Consider the following 16322-nt stretch of genomic DNA (forward strand, 5'->3'; position numbering starts at 1 on the left):
ATATCATAACACGATAAGCTTCGTACTCCCGCTGACGACGAACGACTGTCCCGACTGGACCCCCAGAAGCCGGAATCCCGTCAACCGGGACGCTGTCGCTGACTATCAGCGGCCGCCATGCCCGGCGGCGTGTCGACGAATCGACTCCCTGAACTGCGTGCGGTCGGCATCGCTGATAGTTCCGACGTGCTCTCTGGTTGTCGTCTCGGTCTCGGTCTCGATACCTCGCATCACTTCGCACATGTGCGTTGCAGTAACCTCGACGACGACACCGTGCGCGTCGAGTTCCTCGGCCAGCCCGACCGCGATGTCTCGCGTGAGCGTCTCCTGTGTCGTCAACTGGCGCGACTGCCACCGGACGTACCGGATGAGCTTCGACAGCCCAACCATCTCCTCCCCGGGCCTGTACGCCACGTGGGCAACACCATGAAAGGGGAGCATATGATGTTCGCACATGCTGTGGAGCGGGATTCCGTTCTTGACGACGAGACCGTCGGTCTCCGCATCGAACGTCCGCATCACCGGTCCGGACTCCGACCGGGAGCCCTCCGTCAGCGTCTCGAACATTTCCGGGACACGCCGGCTCCACGTGTCCGATAGCCCCGCCGAATCGGGATCGCGGCCAGCGGCTTCGAGCAGGAGGCGAGCGCCGCGTCGCGCCTTCTCTTCGTCGAAGCCATCCGTCGGTTGGGTCGCAGTATCGTGCTGGTGTGTTGGCTCCTGTTCCCGGGAATCCATTACAGCTAAAAACGAGGACTCGACGTACAAAGCCTCTGTCCCCATTACTTCAGACTCGAATGACAACGGTGACAGTGTGATTTCCACCACAACATGTTGATTACTATGACTGTCGTGTACTGGTGCCGCTTGGCAAAACCCTGAGCGTAGGTCGTAGGTATTGACTGAATCCAGTAGGTCCGCTCTATCACCAGTCTACCGATACCACTGACGATGAGAGTGGTGAATGCTGCTGGGGCCCTGATCTCTGTAGGGCGGTGTCCCTCAGGAATAGCGACAAACCATTCGATGTCGGGCAGGCGTTCATAGCCCCAAGAATAACAATCGTACCAACATTAGCTCCGCAGTTCTTGCCAGTATTAACGACCTAATTTGCAGAAGGAGCCAAATAACAGTCGGGGCGGCATGTAGCCGCTGACCGCCGAACCAACTGTGGCGTTATTGCCCCAATGTCGTTTCAGTCTGGCTGCAGCGCCGAAACGGTCTGTTGGGTCGCTGCTGACGCCGAACGGGCGAGCGCCGTCGCGTGCCAGTAGTCCGCGACGCTTCTGTCGAGCGTGGACGCCGTGATCTCGCCCTGATAATGGGTCAATCCACGGTCAGCGGCCATGACCTTGTGGCCGGCGTCGACGAGAACCGTCCGGACCAGTTCCGGCTGTGAACTCGTTTCGAGGGCCGCGGTGAGTGCATCGTAGGCGGTTTCCCTGATGTCGCGAACCGCTGTCCCGTCCGACGGCCGAGCGAGTTCTTCAGCTTCCCGACGGTCCTGAATGCGTTCGAGCGCTCGGAACCGGGCGAGGCGGCCGTTTGCATCCACGACGGCGCTGGCGGGCCCGACGCCATCCGTGAGGCGGCTGATACCGCTTTCGGCCCTCCAGCGGAGTTCGTCCAGAACCATCTGCCCCGGAGAGCGGTCGTCGGCGGCCGTTTCCGGCGGCAGGTCCGCCTGCCTGTCGCGGACGTCCGCCAGCAATGTCTCCGCCGCGTCGGTCAGCGTCGGCCTGACCGTCCCGGCGTCGGACGGGAGCGAGGCAGTGAACTGCGCTTGCATGTGGCGAGCGTCACTGAGATACGCCTGTGCAGACTCGGCCGTCTCGCCCCATTCGGCGACCGACAGCAACTCCGACTCCGCTCTTGGCATGACATCCGTTTCACTGGCCCGCTCCAGTCCCGCTTCGATGCGGGCGTGGACCAGCGCCGCCCGCACTGGGTCCGTGCCGACGTATTCGTGTTCCTGTCGGGTTTTGCGGGCCGCTGATACGGTCTGGCTGTGTTCCTCTCGGAGCGGAGCAGCGGTACGGCCGCTCTCGGCCACGCTCCATCCCGTAGCGGCGTAGCGGGCGTGTTCGCGGGCCGACCGCAGCGACCGGAGCGCCATCAACCCGGTTCGGGCCGTCCGGGCATCGTCGAGTCCGTCCGAGGCATCGCTGGCGGCATCCGTCAGGTGTTTGCGGATGTGGCCGTTCGGTATCTCGTCGGAACCGAGCGGGGTCGGAAGCGTCGCCAGAAGCGAGCGAACCCGCTCTCGGGCGGTGTCGAAATGGCTCCTTGCGATGTTGACGGGGACCGACGGGGGTACTGGGACCTCTTGCTCTTCGTCGCGCTGGATATCGGGCAGATTGTGAGCATCGATCGTTGCTTCGCTCCCACCGCCCACGCTGTCGATACTGCTACAGCCGGCGATGGCACTGGCCCCAGCTACCGCAAGCACACCACGACGGGTCATCCGGGTCCATTCCTCGTCTGTCTCGGACGTGTGGTCGATCATGCCTGCTCACCACCAGTCCAGGTCCGGCGGTCACTATTCGGTGCTGAGCCGCCACCACCTTCGCCTTCGGCACTCGCCCGCTGGCCCTCGCAGCCGCTGCCGCCGATAGAAGAGGAGTAACTGGAGACATCGTCGGCGTTGAGTGTGTCGGGGATCCGGATGAACCACACCGAGTACACCTCGTTGCCTGCTGTGCAGGGTTCGTCGTAGGGACGGCTCACTCGGCCGTAGTCGGTCGAGATTTTATCCGTCGTCCAGCTAATCTGGCAGAGCGTCAGCCGAAAACACTCTTCGACAATCGCACTCTGGAGATAGACGGTCTCCGTTTCGAAGTCAGTCTCATCCAGAAAGGAGTCGATTGTCGAGCGGTCCATTTCTTCGGCGAGAGTAATCTGGTCGGCTTTAGATGCTGTATCGATAATCTCGGACACCAATCGACGGGAATGTCGGCTCTCGGTTGGCCGCCCGTCACCATCGTCGAGCCAGACCGGTCGTCGGTCGGTGTCCACGCGGGATACGACCGCTTCTGGGTCGGAAACCGTACCAGCCCCTGGCGCGGCTGAATCGTCGTTTTCGGATACAGTACGTGTCGATACGTCGCTGCCCTCGAACATCCCGCTACAGCCGGCCAGCATCGTCGCTAGCCCGCAAGCGCTGTGGAGGAGGGCACGTCGGGTGGAGGGGACCATCGTGCAGGTTCCCGCTTGTATTGTTAGGTATAAAATCCTCGTGGTAGATGAGCGATGTTCGGAGCGTCTTCTCTGTCCCGAAACACGGTTTCTATGCTGTTTAAATCGTAATCAGATCAAGTATCTCTGTGTATGGTGTTTGTGTATAGACAAATACGGTTAAAATAGTTGAGTAAAGGGATATCTAGAAACAAATCGGACTTCAATAGCGGCACCTGGTTCAACGAACTGATTTAGCTGCTGACTGCGGATCGCAGCCGAGACACAGCAACATAACGGCTAAACCGGGCCAACACGTTCCGGCGATAATGGGGTCAGAGCAGTCGAAAGTCGCACAGCTGATCGACACGTACGGACTGGAGTCGATGGGCGCGGAGCTGGAACAGGCGTGGCTCGGGGACAACCAGGAGCGACAGAGTCTCCGTGACCTCGCCGACCGATTCAATCAGGCCCTGCTCGTGGCTGCGATCCGCGACGCGGGGATGGACGTCATCGATGGGGAACCGGCGAACTTCTATCGACTCTTGACCGCCGACGATGTCAGTGCGGGGAAACGGATCGAAGCGCGGAACCGGCTCGAACGGGCCGGCATCGACGTCGACAGGCTGGAACGCGAGTTCGTCACGTACCAGGCGATTCGCTACTATCTGAGGAACGTGCGCGACGTGAGCTACGACCCTGACACGGGGGCCGAGCAGGTCGAACGCGAACGGGGGACTATCGACCGCCTCCGCAGTCGCGTCGAGACGATCGTCCGGGATACGGTCGACCGACTGCACACCGCTGACAAACTCAGCGTCGGGGAGTACCGAGTGTTCGTGAGCATCGATATTCGCTGCCAGGACTGCGGGGCGCGGTTCAGCATCAGCGACCTGCTCGACCGCGGCGGCTGTAACTGTCAATGAGAGTGTCTCGAATTGAGACATCCGGTTCCTGCGCGGAGGCCGAACCCCGTCAGATGTCGGTAATCCGGTTGTAGCTATCCGGGAGCGCCTGCGCGTCCTCGGGGAGCAATGCAACGACGAGATAGGCGGGATACTCCGCAAAGTAGTCGACGAGCGAGGCGATGCGCTCGGAGTCGATCGCTTCCAGCGAGTCAAGCAGCATGAACGGGACTTCTTCATACACCTCGTGGACGAGGTAGCCGGCGAGTGCGAACACGAGCCCGGTCACTTCGCGTTCGCTCTCGCTTAGATGGCCGACCGTGTCCTCGTAGACAGTGCCGCCCTCGGTGCTCCTGACGACGTGGAGCGTGAACGTCGATCCCGTGACGCTGTCGTCGCTGTCGCGGACCGGGTCATCGGGCGTGTCGGTCCGTTCGAGCCAGATCCGTTCGACGTTGCCGTAGCCGAGAATACCGAGCAGGTCGTCCATCTTCTCGTTGAACTGGTCGGTCGCATCGGCTTCGAGGCGGTCGATACGTGACCGGAGATCGATCAGTTCCTCAACCACGTCTTCCCGCTGGGCGGCCAGTTCGTCGTTCCGGCGGATCTCCGACTCTATCTCGGCGATCTCCTCGCTTACCTCGTCTCGCTCTGATTCGAGGCGATCCAGCTTCAGCTCTAGTTCGTTCGCTTTCGTATGGAGGTCGAGCACTTCGTCGAATTCCTCCGTCCGAAGCGCCGTGACCCGCTCCTCAAGGTCTTCGACGCGGGCGGAGAGGTTGTTGCGTCGTTCCCGGAGGTCGTTAACAGCCGTCTGTCGGCGCTCGATTTCGGCGTCGACCTCCTCAATTGTCGCTGTGAGGTCCTGCGCTCGCGTGCGTGTCTCCGCAATATCGTCACGTTGATCGGTCAGTTCATCGAGTTCGGCTTCGATATCATCGATCTCCGAAACCGACTCCTCCAGGTGGTCACGCATACTCTGGAGCGTCGACTCGATACGCGCCGGTTTCACTCGCGAGCCACAGGTCCAGCAGGTCGTCTTTGACCCCTGATAGAGCTGGTCCGTGATGTCGCCCACACTCTCGGGCTTCGCATCGATAGCATCAGTTATCTCCCGGTGTTCGCCGGACAGTAGTTCCTCGTTGAATCCGATGACGTTCTGCAGCCGAGTCGTGTACTCTGAAAGCTCTCGCTTTCGCTCCCGGAGCCGTTCGATGTCCGATTCGAGCGCTTCGAGTCGTTCGTCAGGTGATTCCGGAAGGCTAGATCGTTCGACCGCCAGGCGACCACGTTCGTCGCGCAACGCCGCGATACTCTCCTGTTCCGACTGAATATCGTCGCGGACGCGTTTCAGTTCGGACCGAGTCGCCTGGAGTTCATCGAGCGCGGTCTCGAGTTCGTCCCTGTTTTCCTGGGTCGTCTGGAAATCTACGTTCCGTTCGTCGATCCGTTCCTCGACGCGTTGTAGGTCATCTCTGGTCTCGGTAATCTCCTCGCGGAGGTCTGCCTGTTGCCGTTCGAGGTCGGGGAGGTCACGTTTGAGCGACGCAATGTGGTCGAGTTCAGCATCGATCTCTTCCTTGCGCCGCTCGGCTGTACGTATCTGTCGGTGGATAGACGCCACGTCGACTGGCCGCATGATGACCTCCCGGAGGTCGCCACCCCGCTCGACGGCTCGCCTGGCCTCGTTGTCTTCCAGCAAGAAGGCGAAGAGGTCCGCAACTGTGGGGTCAGTGAGAAGGCCGAGGCCCGACCCGGTGACCCCTTCGGCGGTTCTGGTCAGTGTTCTGGTGTACGTCTCTCCCCCAAGCGAGAGTTCGACGTGTCCCTGGTCGGCGTCGCCTTTCACGCTCGCCCACTCGCTCCCGTGGGCGGCCATCACCGCCTGGAGAAACGACGTCCGATTGGTCGCGTTCCGGCCCTGCAGCACAGTCACCCCTGGCGGGACCTCGACTGTCGTCTCGTCGATCCCCCCGATCTTCTCGACGGTGACTGTAGCCACCTCCCCGGACACCGAGAGTGAACCCATGTCTCGACGTGGGCGAGTCACGAGTATAAACACTATGGCGCGCGTGGCATCGAACAGACGGATTTTCACCCCAATAGTTGCAACCGGCTAACAGCCATATGTCTGTTATTCAACTGAGCTTGTGGTTCTAGTTCCATGCAGAAACAATCGTCCAAATCCATATATCGGTCAATATCGATAAATAACACGCTCAAACGTGTACCTTTATATCACCCAATAGGCGTAGCTGTGGACGTCGTTGACCATGACAGATCAAAACCGGGCCGAGAGCGTCCTTCGCTCTCACGTAACCTCCGTCAAGGAGGACCTGATGACGGGCGTATCGTTCATGATCCCCTTCGTGACCATCGGGGGTATCTTCCTCGCCGTCGCGTACGCGATAGGGGACACACAGGCAGTGTTCGAGAACACCGGATCGGCCGGCTGGTTCCTCGCACAGATCGGCGTGGCCGGGCTGACGATCATGGTGCCGATCCTGGGCGGATACATCGCGTACGCCATCGCCGACCGCCCGGGGCTGGCTCCGGGGTTCCTGTTGGCATACATTCTCCAGCAAGGGAACGTCGTCGCCGAAGCGGCGACAGTAATCGGCATCTCTGGCGGTGAGGCCGGTGCCGGCTACCTCGGAGCCATCGTCGCTGGCCTGCTGGCCGGGTACGTCGCCCGCTTCTTCAAGAACCTCGACGTCCCCGATTTCATCCAGCCGATGATGCCGGTGTTGCTCATCCCCGTCGCGACGATGGCCGTCCTGACGCCCATCATGCTGTTCGTTCTGGGCGTCCCCGTTGCACTCGCCAACGAGGGCCTGACTGCCTTCCTGCAGTCGATGCAGGGCGGCCAGGCTATCGTCGTCGGGCTCATCCTCGGCGGGATGATGGCCTTCGACATGGGTGGTCCGGTCAACAAGGTCGCCTACGTGTTCGCGACAGGGCTCATCACTGAAGAGATCTACGCGCCGATGGCCGCGGTGATGATCGGCGGGATGATCCCGCCGATCGGCCTCGCCCTCTCGAACTTCATCGCCCCGCACAAGTACGCGGCGGAGATGTACGAGAACGGGAAAAGCGGCATCGTGCTCGGCCTGTCGTTCATCACCGAGGGGGCGATTCCGTACGCGGCCGCGGACCCGCTCCGCGTCATCCCGGCTATCGTGGCCGGCAGCGCCGTCGGCGGTGCGACCTCGATGGCTCTGGGCGTCACGATGCCTGCTCCCCACGGTGGCATCTTCGTTGTCCTGCTGTCGAACCAGCCGCTCGCGTTCCTCGGTAGCATCCTGCTTGGCTCGCTTGTGACGGCCGTCGTCGCGACGGTTATCAAGCCGGACTTCGAAGACCGTGTCGATGCCGGGGCGGAGACGAACAGTGCGCAACCGACGGACGATTAACCACGGTGACTACAATGACAGACGCAATCCCAGTGGACGACATCGACGAGCTCATTCCGGCCAGCCACATCTCGCTGTCCGAACCACCCGCCGAGAAGGAAGCGTGTATCGAGTATCTGCTCGACTTGCTGGTCGAGGGCGACAGGGTCGAGGACCGCGAGAAAGCGCTCGAAGCGCTGCTTGAACGCGAATCGGAGACCACGACCGGCGTCGGCATGGGGATCGGCATCCCACACGCGAAGACTGCCGCCGTGAACGGCCCGTCGCTCGCCTTCGTGCGTTCCGATGAGGGCGTCGACTTCGGCTCGATGGACGGCGAGCCGGCGACGCTGATATTCATGATCCTCGTCCCGGAAGCAGGCGGGGAGGAACATCTCAACATCCTCAGCTCCCTCTCTCGGGCCCTGATGCATGATGACGTTCGGGACCGCCTCCACGAAGCGGAGGACGAAGCGACCGTCCAGGAGGCGCTCCGGGAGGCTATCGCATGACGGTCGAACGCACGGTGACGATTGTCCCGGAAGCGGGCCTGCACGCCCGGCCGGCGTCGGCGTTCGTCCAGGCCGTCAACGACCACGACGCCGAGGTCTCGGCCGGTCGACCGGACGGTGATCTCGTACAGGCGGCGAGTATGATCGCCGTCACCAGCCTCGGTGTCGGCCAGGGTGACGACATCAAACTGGTCGCCGATGGCCCGGATGCGGAGGCAGTGCTCGACCAACTGGAGCGAATACTGACAACACCGGAAGACGAACTAGACAGCGACGATGGCTGAACGCACGCTCCACGGGACCGGCGCGACGCCCCGTTCCGGTGTCGGCTCGATCGTCTGGTACGGTCAGGATATCGCGCTCCCGGATCCGGAGGATACGGACGTCGATCCGGAGACGGAGGTTGAGCGGTTCGCCGACGCCGTCGACACCGCCCGCGCCGAATTGGAGTCCGAACGCGAGGCGACCGCCAAACGCGTCGGGGAGGACGAGGCCGCGGTGTTCGACGCGCATATCCAGTTCCTCGAAGACCCGACCATCGAGGACGCCGTCGAGACGATGATCGACGATGGGCTCCCCGCAGCGAACGCCGTCGACGCCGCGTTCGGTGAACACATCGAGCAGTTCGAGGGCATGGACGGGCGGATGGCCGAGCGCGCGGACGACCTCCGCGACGTTCGTGATCGACTCCTCCGGTTGCTGACGGACGGCGAGCGGGTCGATCTCGGTGACCTCCCGGAGGGCAGTGTCGTTCTCGCCGAGCGGTTAACGCCCAGCGACACGGCGCAACTCGATCCGGAGCGCGTCGCCGGGTTCGCCACGGTCACTGGCGGCCGGACGTCCCACGCAGCCATTTTCGCCCGTTCGCTGGCTCTGCCAGCCGTCGTCGGTGTCGGCGAAGATCTAGAAACCGTCGAGGGTGGCGAAGAGATCGTGGTCGACGGCGACACCGGAACGGTACTGGTTGGTCCTGATGATGCCGAGCGAGCGGCCGCTGCCCGCGGGTCGGGAGTAGCTATCGTCGACGAGTCCGTCGAAACCACTGACGGCCGATACGTCGAGGTTGCGGCCAACGTCGGCCGACCGGCGGAACTGGAACCCGCGGCAGAGCGGGGGGCCGACGGCGTCGGCCTCTACCGGACCGAGTTCCTCTTTCTGGATCGGGAGACGCCGCCCTCGGAAGACGAGCAGTACGAGGCTGTCCGCGACGCTCTCGATACATTCCCGGAGGGGCGCGTCGTCGTGCGGACGCTGGATATCGGTGGGGACAAGCGAATCCCATACCTCGACCTGCCCGATGAGGAAAACCCCTTCCTCGGGGAGCGGGGGATCCGTCGCTCGCTCGATCCCGATTCGGACCTTTTCGCCACGCAACTCCGGGCGCTCCTGCGCGCTGCTGCAGACGGGGCCGGTGACCTCGCGATCATGTTCCCGCTGGTCGCCACGGTTGAGGAACTTGACGCGGCTCTCGACGCGCTGGACGCGGCAGCGGCCGATGTTGAAGGCCGTGCGGCCGAGACTACCGATCCCGAAGTCGGCGTTATGATAGAGACGCCAAGCGCCGTATTCATGGCCAACGAACTCGCCGAACGCGTCGATTTCCTCTCTATCGGGACGAACGACCTCACGCAGTACGTCATGGCCGCTGACCGCGAGAACGAGCGCGTCGGCGACCTGCACGACCCCACACACCCGGGCGTCCTCCGCGCGATTCACCGGACGGTCACGGCGGCCCACGCCGAAGACGCCTGGGTCGGGATGTGCGGTGAGATGGCCGGCGACCCCGACCTGACGGAACTCCTCGTCGGGCTCGGCTTGGACGAACTCAGCATGAGCGCTGTGACGATTCCGGAAGTCAAAACGGCCATCAGCGAAACCGAGTACAGCGCCGCGAGCGAGCGCGCGGACCGCGCCCGACTCGCAGCAACGCGCAGTGAAGTCCACACCACACTAGACATATGAAACTCGTCGCAGTCACGTCCTGCCCGACTGGTATCGCACACAGTCAGATGGCAGCCGAGAACCTCGAACAGACCGCGGAAGAACTAGGCCACGACATCAAGGTCGAAGTCCAGGGCGCGATGGGGGCGGAGAACGAACTCTCCGACGCGGACATCGGAGCCGCCGACGCCGTCATCATCGCCTCGGACACGTCGGTCAGTCAGGACCGATTCAGCGGCGTCCCGTTAATCAAAGGCACCGTCAAGGATGCCGTTAACGACGCCGAAGGGATGATCGCTGACGCCATCGAGGCTGCCGACGGCGACCCACCGAACACCGATTCCGAGGTCGAGAGTTCCGAATCCCCCGACACGGGGGCCAACCAGCAGCGCCGTCGCGGCGGTGACCGCTCGAAGAGTCTGGTGGCCCGACTGAAGCGTCTGTTTAGCTGACGTGGTTTTCTCGTCCTGACACGAGCGATCTCCTCCTGGCTGTACCGGATCTGGATACTCACTCTCCGCGACTGGGTTGAGAACTGACTGGAACTGGGTAACGCGGAGTACCTCCCGTTTGTAGTCGTCTATACAGAACTTGCATCGGTGGCTAGCGATCCCTGCCAGTTGGTGAGTATCACTCACTCTGGATCGAGAGGCCAGATGCTCCGTCATCGGTGGTCCCTGGGACGAGTAGATACCCCAAGGCTGTGGTTCCCGGTTCGGGATCGGACCGTAATTCTACTGTTTGTCGCTCTCGGGCGACGCCAAACTCGGGGAAATATTCGGTTGTAGTCGTTCGAACGTCATCGACGCCCAGCGGGTGAACGCTGAGCAATGGTGGGTCATCATCGGTGGCCGCTCGGTGAGTCGCTCGTACTGTTCCGGTTTCACCGACTGTGACGGCCATGTTCGGATGGAAATGAAGGCGGGAAACGCTCGGGTCCGTCTCAGTATCGGGTCCCTGGAGTGTGTCCCTGACAAGCCACCAGTTCTCCGCCGCAAGGATTGTCCTGTCGTGCCGGTACGACGCTGGTGCGCGTGTGGCTGTCTCGTATTTCCCCTTGAACAGCGTTGGATCCGCCTCTTCGTATTGTACCGTCGGCTCCGTCCGCGCACCCATCAGATACTTTCCACCGATCTCTATCGGCTCCCTATCGCCGACCTGGACCGTGTTGTGTCCGGCGATGCTTCTGGCGTACTGCCGTCGCTCGTTGCTGCCATAATCATACACACCAGTGTCGGTAAGCACGCGCTGTTCGTTGACCCAAAGCAGCACGCTCAGCATGTCGTTGTGGGAATGACCGGGTAGATGGGGTGGCCCAACGGGGCCACCGTCAACCAGCAGTCGCCCGTGGTCCGTGTTGAGCCAGTAGTAGCCTGTCTCGCCCCGCGTGGGACTGTGTGGCCGGACTGGCCGGCCATCGGGTCCGAATCCGACGGCGTCAGCGTACGCTAAGCAGTCCGCAAGGGGGAACGCCTGACCGAACACGGCGTCGTTACACAGCGGAATCCGTTCGTCTGGTGGACAGAGATATCGGAGATACGCCACGGCCTGTTTTGTCATCGCTGTCAGCCAGGTCGGGACTGTATAATCACTGGCTGCCAGCATAGAGCACGCTGTCACGTATCGCGTTGTCACAATCGAGTGATACATCGGCGACCGTTCGTAATGGCCGCCGTCGGAGAGGAACTGTGTAGCCCCGGAACGGCCGAGTATCGATAGTCCACGTGAAACCCATGATTTGTCACATTCTGGGAAGAGAAGTCCGGCAGTGAGCAATGCGAGCCCGTTTTCGACGAGGTGATTCCCGCCGACATCATCCTCGACGTGGTTCGCGAGGAAGAGCGAATTCCGATATATCTCTCGCGCAAGTGCCGCAGTGAGCCCCTCTGAAACGCTGTCCTGGCTGCCACCAGTTCGCCACGCTAGATACCGGGCGAGTGCTTGAATACGGAGTGATACCGCCCACGGTGTCCACGCGTTTCGAAGGTAGCCAGGCCGTCCGATTTCGACGCTCTCGGTCCAGTCTCGAACCCATTGATCGAACACTTCGACGACCCCATTGGGTGCCGACTGCGGGGTGTTGAATCCCAGTGTCAGCCATCGAACGGGTTCGAACGAGTAAAGTTTCAGCGGCCAGAGAAGCGGATAGTCTTCAAACCGGTCGTCAAACCAATCAGGGTGGGCTGGGGAATCCAGCTGAACCGTTCTGTTGAGAAACGTCAGGTCACCGTCGGCTGCTTGGCGGCACCGCCGCTGGGACGCCTGGACGGTCGCCTCCGAGAGTTCCGCCCGAAGCAAGTCGAGGTCTTCTTTGATCGGATCGGGTGCCACCGAGAGCCTTTGCGGGATCGCTGCGTTGTATCGCTCGTCGAGATCGATCGGGAGTCGCGCGAGCACGGAGTCACGGGTCGTCCGTTCGGCCATCCCGAGAACCTGCGCGGGTTCCAATCGTGTGAGCGTATGCCCGTACAGTCTGGCGGCCGTCGGAAGCGCTTGAAGCGGCTCAGTCATCGTCAGGGCTTGGGGTCGGGCACGGTTCCTGCCGTTCGCCCGTTGTCAGTATCCGGAGTTCTCCGCCAAGTCGGCCCGCGATGGCCTGCCGATCGTACTTTTGGGTTACGAGACGGTGTCCGGCCTGACCCATCGTTACCCGCTGATCGGGATTTTCAAGCAAGGTCTCGATCGCTGCCGCGATACGTTCCGGGTCGGGTTCTGTGTGGATGCCCGCGTTTGCATCTGTCACGAACCGTTTGATCTCCCCTCTCCCAGTGACGACGACGGGCAGCGAGCACGCCAGGTACTCATAGAGCTTCGTAGGTATCGCGTAGTCCAACTCTGGGCTGTCTTTTATTGGGGCCAGTCCGACCGTTGCACCGTTGAGAATCTCGGGGATCTGTTCCCTATCCACCAGTCCGACAAATTCGACGCGGTCTTCGAGATCGAGGCGCTCTGTCACCGCTTTGAGCCGGGACACTTCGTCCCCATCGCCGACCAGTCGGAGCACAGCGTCTTCGGGTGAAACGTGTTGCATTGCCCGGATACACGGTTCGAGCGCCTGCGCACTTCCGATGTTCCCAGTGTAAACTATTCGGGTGGCTTCCTCGTCGGTGACAGACATCGGTGAGAACCGGTCGGTGTCGACACCGTTTGGAACGATCCGGACCCGTTCTCGCAGATGGTTGCCATAGGCGTCAGCAACGGCGTCAGCGAGCGTCTCAGTCGTTACCGTAATGCGATCAGCGGTGCGTAACGCGAGGGTTTGGAATGCCCGCCCGGCTTTCACAAGCAGGCTGTTGGCCCCAATGTATCCGAGGGCGATCGAGTTCTCGATCCAAAGATCGCGCACATCGATCACCCAGGGTTTCCCTATGGCGACGGCTACGAGTCCGGGGAATCCAGTGGTGATCGGTGGTGTAGATGTCATGACGACGTCGTACTGCCGGGAGTTTACGACTAGCCAAAGCGCTGCATGGAGTGCGAAGAGGAGGTAGTAAGGGAGTCGCCGGAGCAGAGAGGGGTTTTCCCGCTGTGGCTGCCACGTCCACAGCCGGTGGATCACCACCCCGCTGTCGCGCTCTGTCCGCTTGCGCTCCCAACTCCTTTCGAAGTTCCCCGGCGGGTAGCAGAGGGACGGCGCTAGGACTGTCACGCCGATGTCACCGTCGAGATTGACGGCTGTGTCGTGGATTCTGGACGCATTACCCCCTTTCTCAGGGGGATACCGCTGAGAGATGATGACGCAGTCAGTCGTCATCGGAGAACTGTTTGTGACAAGTACGCCACTCCCGGATAATTCCTACTCGACGTCGCCACCTCGCTCGTTGGCCTATCGCTGTTTATCGACATCGAACCATTGCCCTGTACTTCTGACGGGAATATTAGTATACGTTTGATACTGCCAGGGAAATCCCGAGTCGAGCTCAATACAATACTGTTTGCAGACGTTCCGTACTCGCTTATGTCATATCTCGGGGTTTTAGTAACTGTCTTCCCGACCGGCACGCAGCCAATTCCACAGGCGAAACCGCATAAGTCGCCACCTGCCTGTCTAGTAATTATACTCTACTGTAAATATAATTAAATTACTATATCATATTTGACCCCTTCCGTATTGAGGCGGTGTGTTATCTGAAATCATCCGGAAACTACTTCACACAATTCGGTAACAAATACGTACGTAACGTGTTTATACTGCGTGAGAACGGCTAATTAGCATATACCTACTTCAGACACACGTGTATGTTCGATAAGCACAAACCGGCTGACGACGACGCAGGAAATTCGGGAAGCTACAGCACTCTGAGCGCAAACGAACGGGGTAAAGCACATCTTAACAGGCGGGCTTTCTTCCAGTTCGGATTAGCAGCGATAACTGCAGCGATTGGCGTGGGGAGTCTGGGTGCGAGTACTTCGATCGGTAAAGAAACCAACACTCATATGACGGACTTCAGCGAGTACGTATAGCGAGTACCGAACGGGATCTGGTTGGGACGACTGCATCAGGACTTCTCTAGAGTGGATATCAACTCACCTTCCGAGATAGGACGGTGACTCCTGAGGGTGTCAGTCACATCCGTGGAAGAACAGTACGACAGACCGTTGAAATTGGTCAGTAACTCTTGGAATGAAGTGAGTAATATCCGCTCTGGATGGAATGCAAGGCATAGGGCTGTGGACTTTATTCGGTTTTTCTGTAAGAAGCCTATACTAATGTCCCGAGCATAGAAGTCTGAAATGAGAGAAATGATCTCTTTCCTCCATCGATGGTATCACTCCATTCGACCACATCTGTGGAACACTACAACACTCACAGCTCTATTATGACAGGTGGCTCTGGGGTGGTCAGCCGTCGAAGACTTATCGCTCTCATCGGAAGTATCGTGACCGTCATCTCGGGCGTGCTCTACGGTTGGTTCCCGGGGCTAAATGGAGGTGATGACGAACCACCGAACGAGAACGGGACTGAAGGGCCTGCCGGGGCCTCGGCCCAGCCGACTGCGACGCCCAAACGACCTACTGAGGAACCGGATGTACGGCGTGACGCCGAGAGTATCAGCGACTACGGTGCGGAACCGAATCCGAATGATCCCGGTGTGGCTGCAGCGAGGCGGAACCTCGAAGCTATCGTCAAAGCCGCGGAGGCTGCCGGCAAGGGCGGAGCGATATTCGTTCCGGAAGGCGAGTACTACTTCGGTCGTAATGATTCAGGCTTTAGTCCGTACGTACAGTTCGGTGGGGCTGAACCACCAGGCATCTCTATCATCGGAGCGGGTGCCAGCAGTTCGTCACTGGCGATTACCAGGCACGCGTCTGCCGAAAACCGTCCGAACCAGAGCGGGTTTATCTGGTACGACGGGTACGACCACGGATCAGTCGAGATCACGGATATCAAACTGGATGGTAACTACGAGAACGTCAGCGGGCTTGCGGAGAACAATGGTGGTTCCTGGGGACTTCAAATGTCTAAAAACGGCAACTTCCATCTCAAACGTGCATGGATACGGGGATGGCACTTGGCGGGGGTTCGTGGTCGTACTGTCCTCCGATCAGTCGAAAGCTGTACGTTCCAAGATAACGGAATCGGTCGCCATAACGAAACTAACGGGCGGTCGAACTCTCATCACATCTCTGTCCGACCGCAAGCGGGCGACGAGTTCATCGTCGAGAACAGTTGCTTTATCGACTGCGCTGGGAATGCAGTCAACATCAGATTTGGCGACGGGGTCACGAGGATGCACAACTGCTACGTCAGCGGCACGGGGTCCGGACTGTGTAAAATGTCCGCAGGCAAGGTCGTGGAACTGAAGAACATCTACCACAGAGCGAATACTGCCTCTCTAGAGCAGAAGGTCGATAAGCGAGATATCGGCCCCGATTTCCACGGCCGATTTTTCATCAATAACCTCGGGAACCGGGGGACTACCCCGACGACCGTGATCATGGAAAACGTCCTCTCCAGGGACATGTCCGATTACGCGTTCCAAGCACAGGACGCTATCGGGGACGGCCCGATGAACGTGATATGGAAGGGAGACATGATTGCGATTTACAACACCAACCGTGCGCGGGACGATGCGGTTATCCGCGACCATGGGTCCGGGAAGTTCTCCAATATCGACATCGCCCGACTGTCAATACACAACTCGGAGGCTAAGGCGTTCAAACTGGAAAATTCCCACGGTACCATTGATACTTTCAATTACTCCAATACAGACGGAATCGGGAACGCAGGGGATGTTACGATCACCGCGAGCAACCGGGGCCAGGAACGCTTCAGTCCGACGGTCCCAACTATAGCCGAAGTCGGGGTCGGTCCACTTGGTGCCGGTGAGGACGTAACTGTGAATCTCGGTAGCAGATAGAGGCGAGCTTATACTGTCGGGCGTAACTTCGGTAAG

General features: G+C 60.3%; 13 protein-coding genes. 7 read left to right on the forward strand and 6 right to left on the reverse strand.

Annotated features, from left to right (window positions below):
- Positions 1–105: 105 nt before the first annotated feature.
- The 3 genes from folE to ACY9XZ_RS14430 form a co-directional block, all read right to left on the reverse strand.
- Positions 106–738 carry a GTP cyclohydrolase I gene (gene folE / locus ACY9XZ_RS14420; RefSeq protein ID WP_463457717.1) on the reverse strand — a complete coding sequence of 211 codons (633 nt, stop codon included), beginning with the start codon at positions 736–738 and terminating at the stop codon, positions 106–108.
- A gap of 457 nt (positions 739–1195) precedes the next feature.
- Positions 1196–2506 (reverse strand): hypothetical protein, encoded by a 1311-nt coding sequence (locus ACY9XZ_RS14425; RefSeq protein ID WP_463457718.1) that lies wholly within the window; start codon positions 2504–2506, stop codon positions 1196–1198.
- A complete protein-coding gene (locus ACY9XZ_RS14430; protein WP_463457719.1) occupies positions 2503–3195 on the reverse strand; it encodes a hypothetical protein in 693 nt (230 codons plus the stop codon). Before ACY9XZ_RS14430 ends, ACY9XZ_RS14425 begins: the two co-directional genes overlap by 4 nt.
- A gap of 308 nt (positions 3196–3503) precedes the next feature.
- On the opposite strand from ACY9XZ_RS14430, the gene rdfA reads away from it, so the two are divergent.
- Positions 3504–4100, forward strand: a complete 597-nt coding sequence (gene rdfA / locus ACY9XZ_RS14435; RefSeq protein ID WP_463457720.1) for a rod-determining factor RdfA — start codon at positions 3504–3506, stop codon at positions 4098–4100.
- Between the two features lie 49 nt (positions 4101–4149).
- Here the strand turns inward: rdfA and ACY9XZ_RS14440 are convergent, their stop codons facing one another.
- Positions 4150–6108, reverse strand: coding sequence for an archaea-specific SMC-related protein (locus ACY9XZ_RS14440; protein WP_463457721.1), 1959 nt, complete (start codon positions 6106–6108; stop codon positions 4150–4152).
- Between the two features lie 244 nt (positions 6109–6352).
- Here ACY9XZ_RS14440 and ACY9XZ_RS14445 point away from each other — a divergent pair, with 244 nt between their 5' ends.
- The 5 genes from ACY9XZ_RS14445 to ACY9XZ_RS14465 are packed head-to-tail and all read left to right on the forward strand — an operon-like array spanning position 6353 to position 10376.
- A complete protein-coding gene (locus ACY9XZ_RS14445; RefSeq protein WP_463457722.1) occupies positions 6353–7492 on the forward strand; it encodes a PTS fructose transporter subunit IIC in 1140 nt (379 codons plus the stop codon).
- 14 nt (positions 7493–7506) lie between these two features.
- Positions 7507–7983, forward strand: a complete 477-nt coding sequence (locus ACY9XZ_RS14450; RefSeq protein ID WP_463457723.1) for a PTS sugar transporter subunit IIA — start codon at positions 7507–7509, stop codon at positions 7981–7983.
- On the forward strand, positions 7980–8267 hold the full coding sequence (locus ACY9XZ_RS14455) for an HPr family phosphocarrier protein (RefSeq protein WP_463457724.1): 288 nt from the start codon (positions 7980–7982) through the stop codon (positions 8265–8267). Before ACY9XZ_RS14450 ends, ACY9XZ_RS14455 begins: the two co-directional genes overlap by 4 nt.
- On the forward strand, positions 8260–9945 hold the full coding sequence (gene ptsP / locus ACY9XZ_RS14460) for a phosphoenolpyruvate--protein phosphotransferase (protein WP_463457725.1): 1686 nt from the start codon (positions 8260–8262) through the stop codon (positions 9943–9945). Before ACY9XZ_RS14455 ends, ptsP begins: the two co-directional genes overlap by 8 nt.
- On the forward strand, positions 9942–10376 hold the full coding sequence (locus ACY9XZ_RS14465; RefSeq protein WP_463457726.1) for a PTS fructose transporter subunit IIB: 435 nt from the start codon (positions 9942–9944) through the stop codon (positions 10374–10376). The genes ptsP and ACY9XZ_RS14465 overlap by 4 nt, the downstream gene beginning before the upstream one ends.
- Positions 10377–10554: 178 nt before the next feature.
- On the opposite strand, the gene ACY9XZ_RS14470 is transcribed toward ACY9XZ_RS14465, so the two are convergent.
- Both ACY9XZ_RS14470 and ACY9XZ_RS14475 read right to left on the reverse strand, forming a co-directional pair.
- On the reverse strand, positions 10555–12435 hold the full coding sequence (locus ACY9XZ_RS14470; protein ID WP_463457727.1) for a heparinase II/III family protein: 1881 nt from the start codon (positions 12433–12435) through the stop codon (positions 10555–10557).
- Entirely contained in the window at positions 12428–13678 is a 1251-nt protein-coding gene (locus tag ACY9XZ_RS14475; protein WP_463457728.1) for a glycosyltransferase family 4 protein, read from the reverse strand. Before ACY9XZ_RS14475 ends, ACY9XZ_RS14470 begins: the two co-directional genes overlap by 8 nt.
- 1126 nt (positions 13679–14804) lie before the next feature.
- On the opposite strand from ACY9XZ_RS14475, the gene ACY9XZ_RS14480 reads away from it, so the two are divergent.
- Positions 14805–16286: a chitin-binding protein gene (locus ACY9XZ_RS14480; protein ID WP_463457729.1), complete on the forward strand. Its 1482-nt coding sequence runs from the start codon at positions 14805–14807 to the stop codon at positions 16284–16286.
- Positions 16287–16322 lie beyond the last annotated feature (36 nt).

Source organism: Haloarcula sp. HT12, assembly GCF_055271655.1.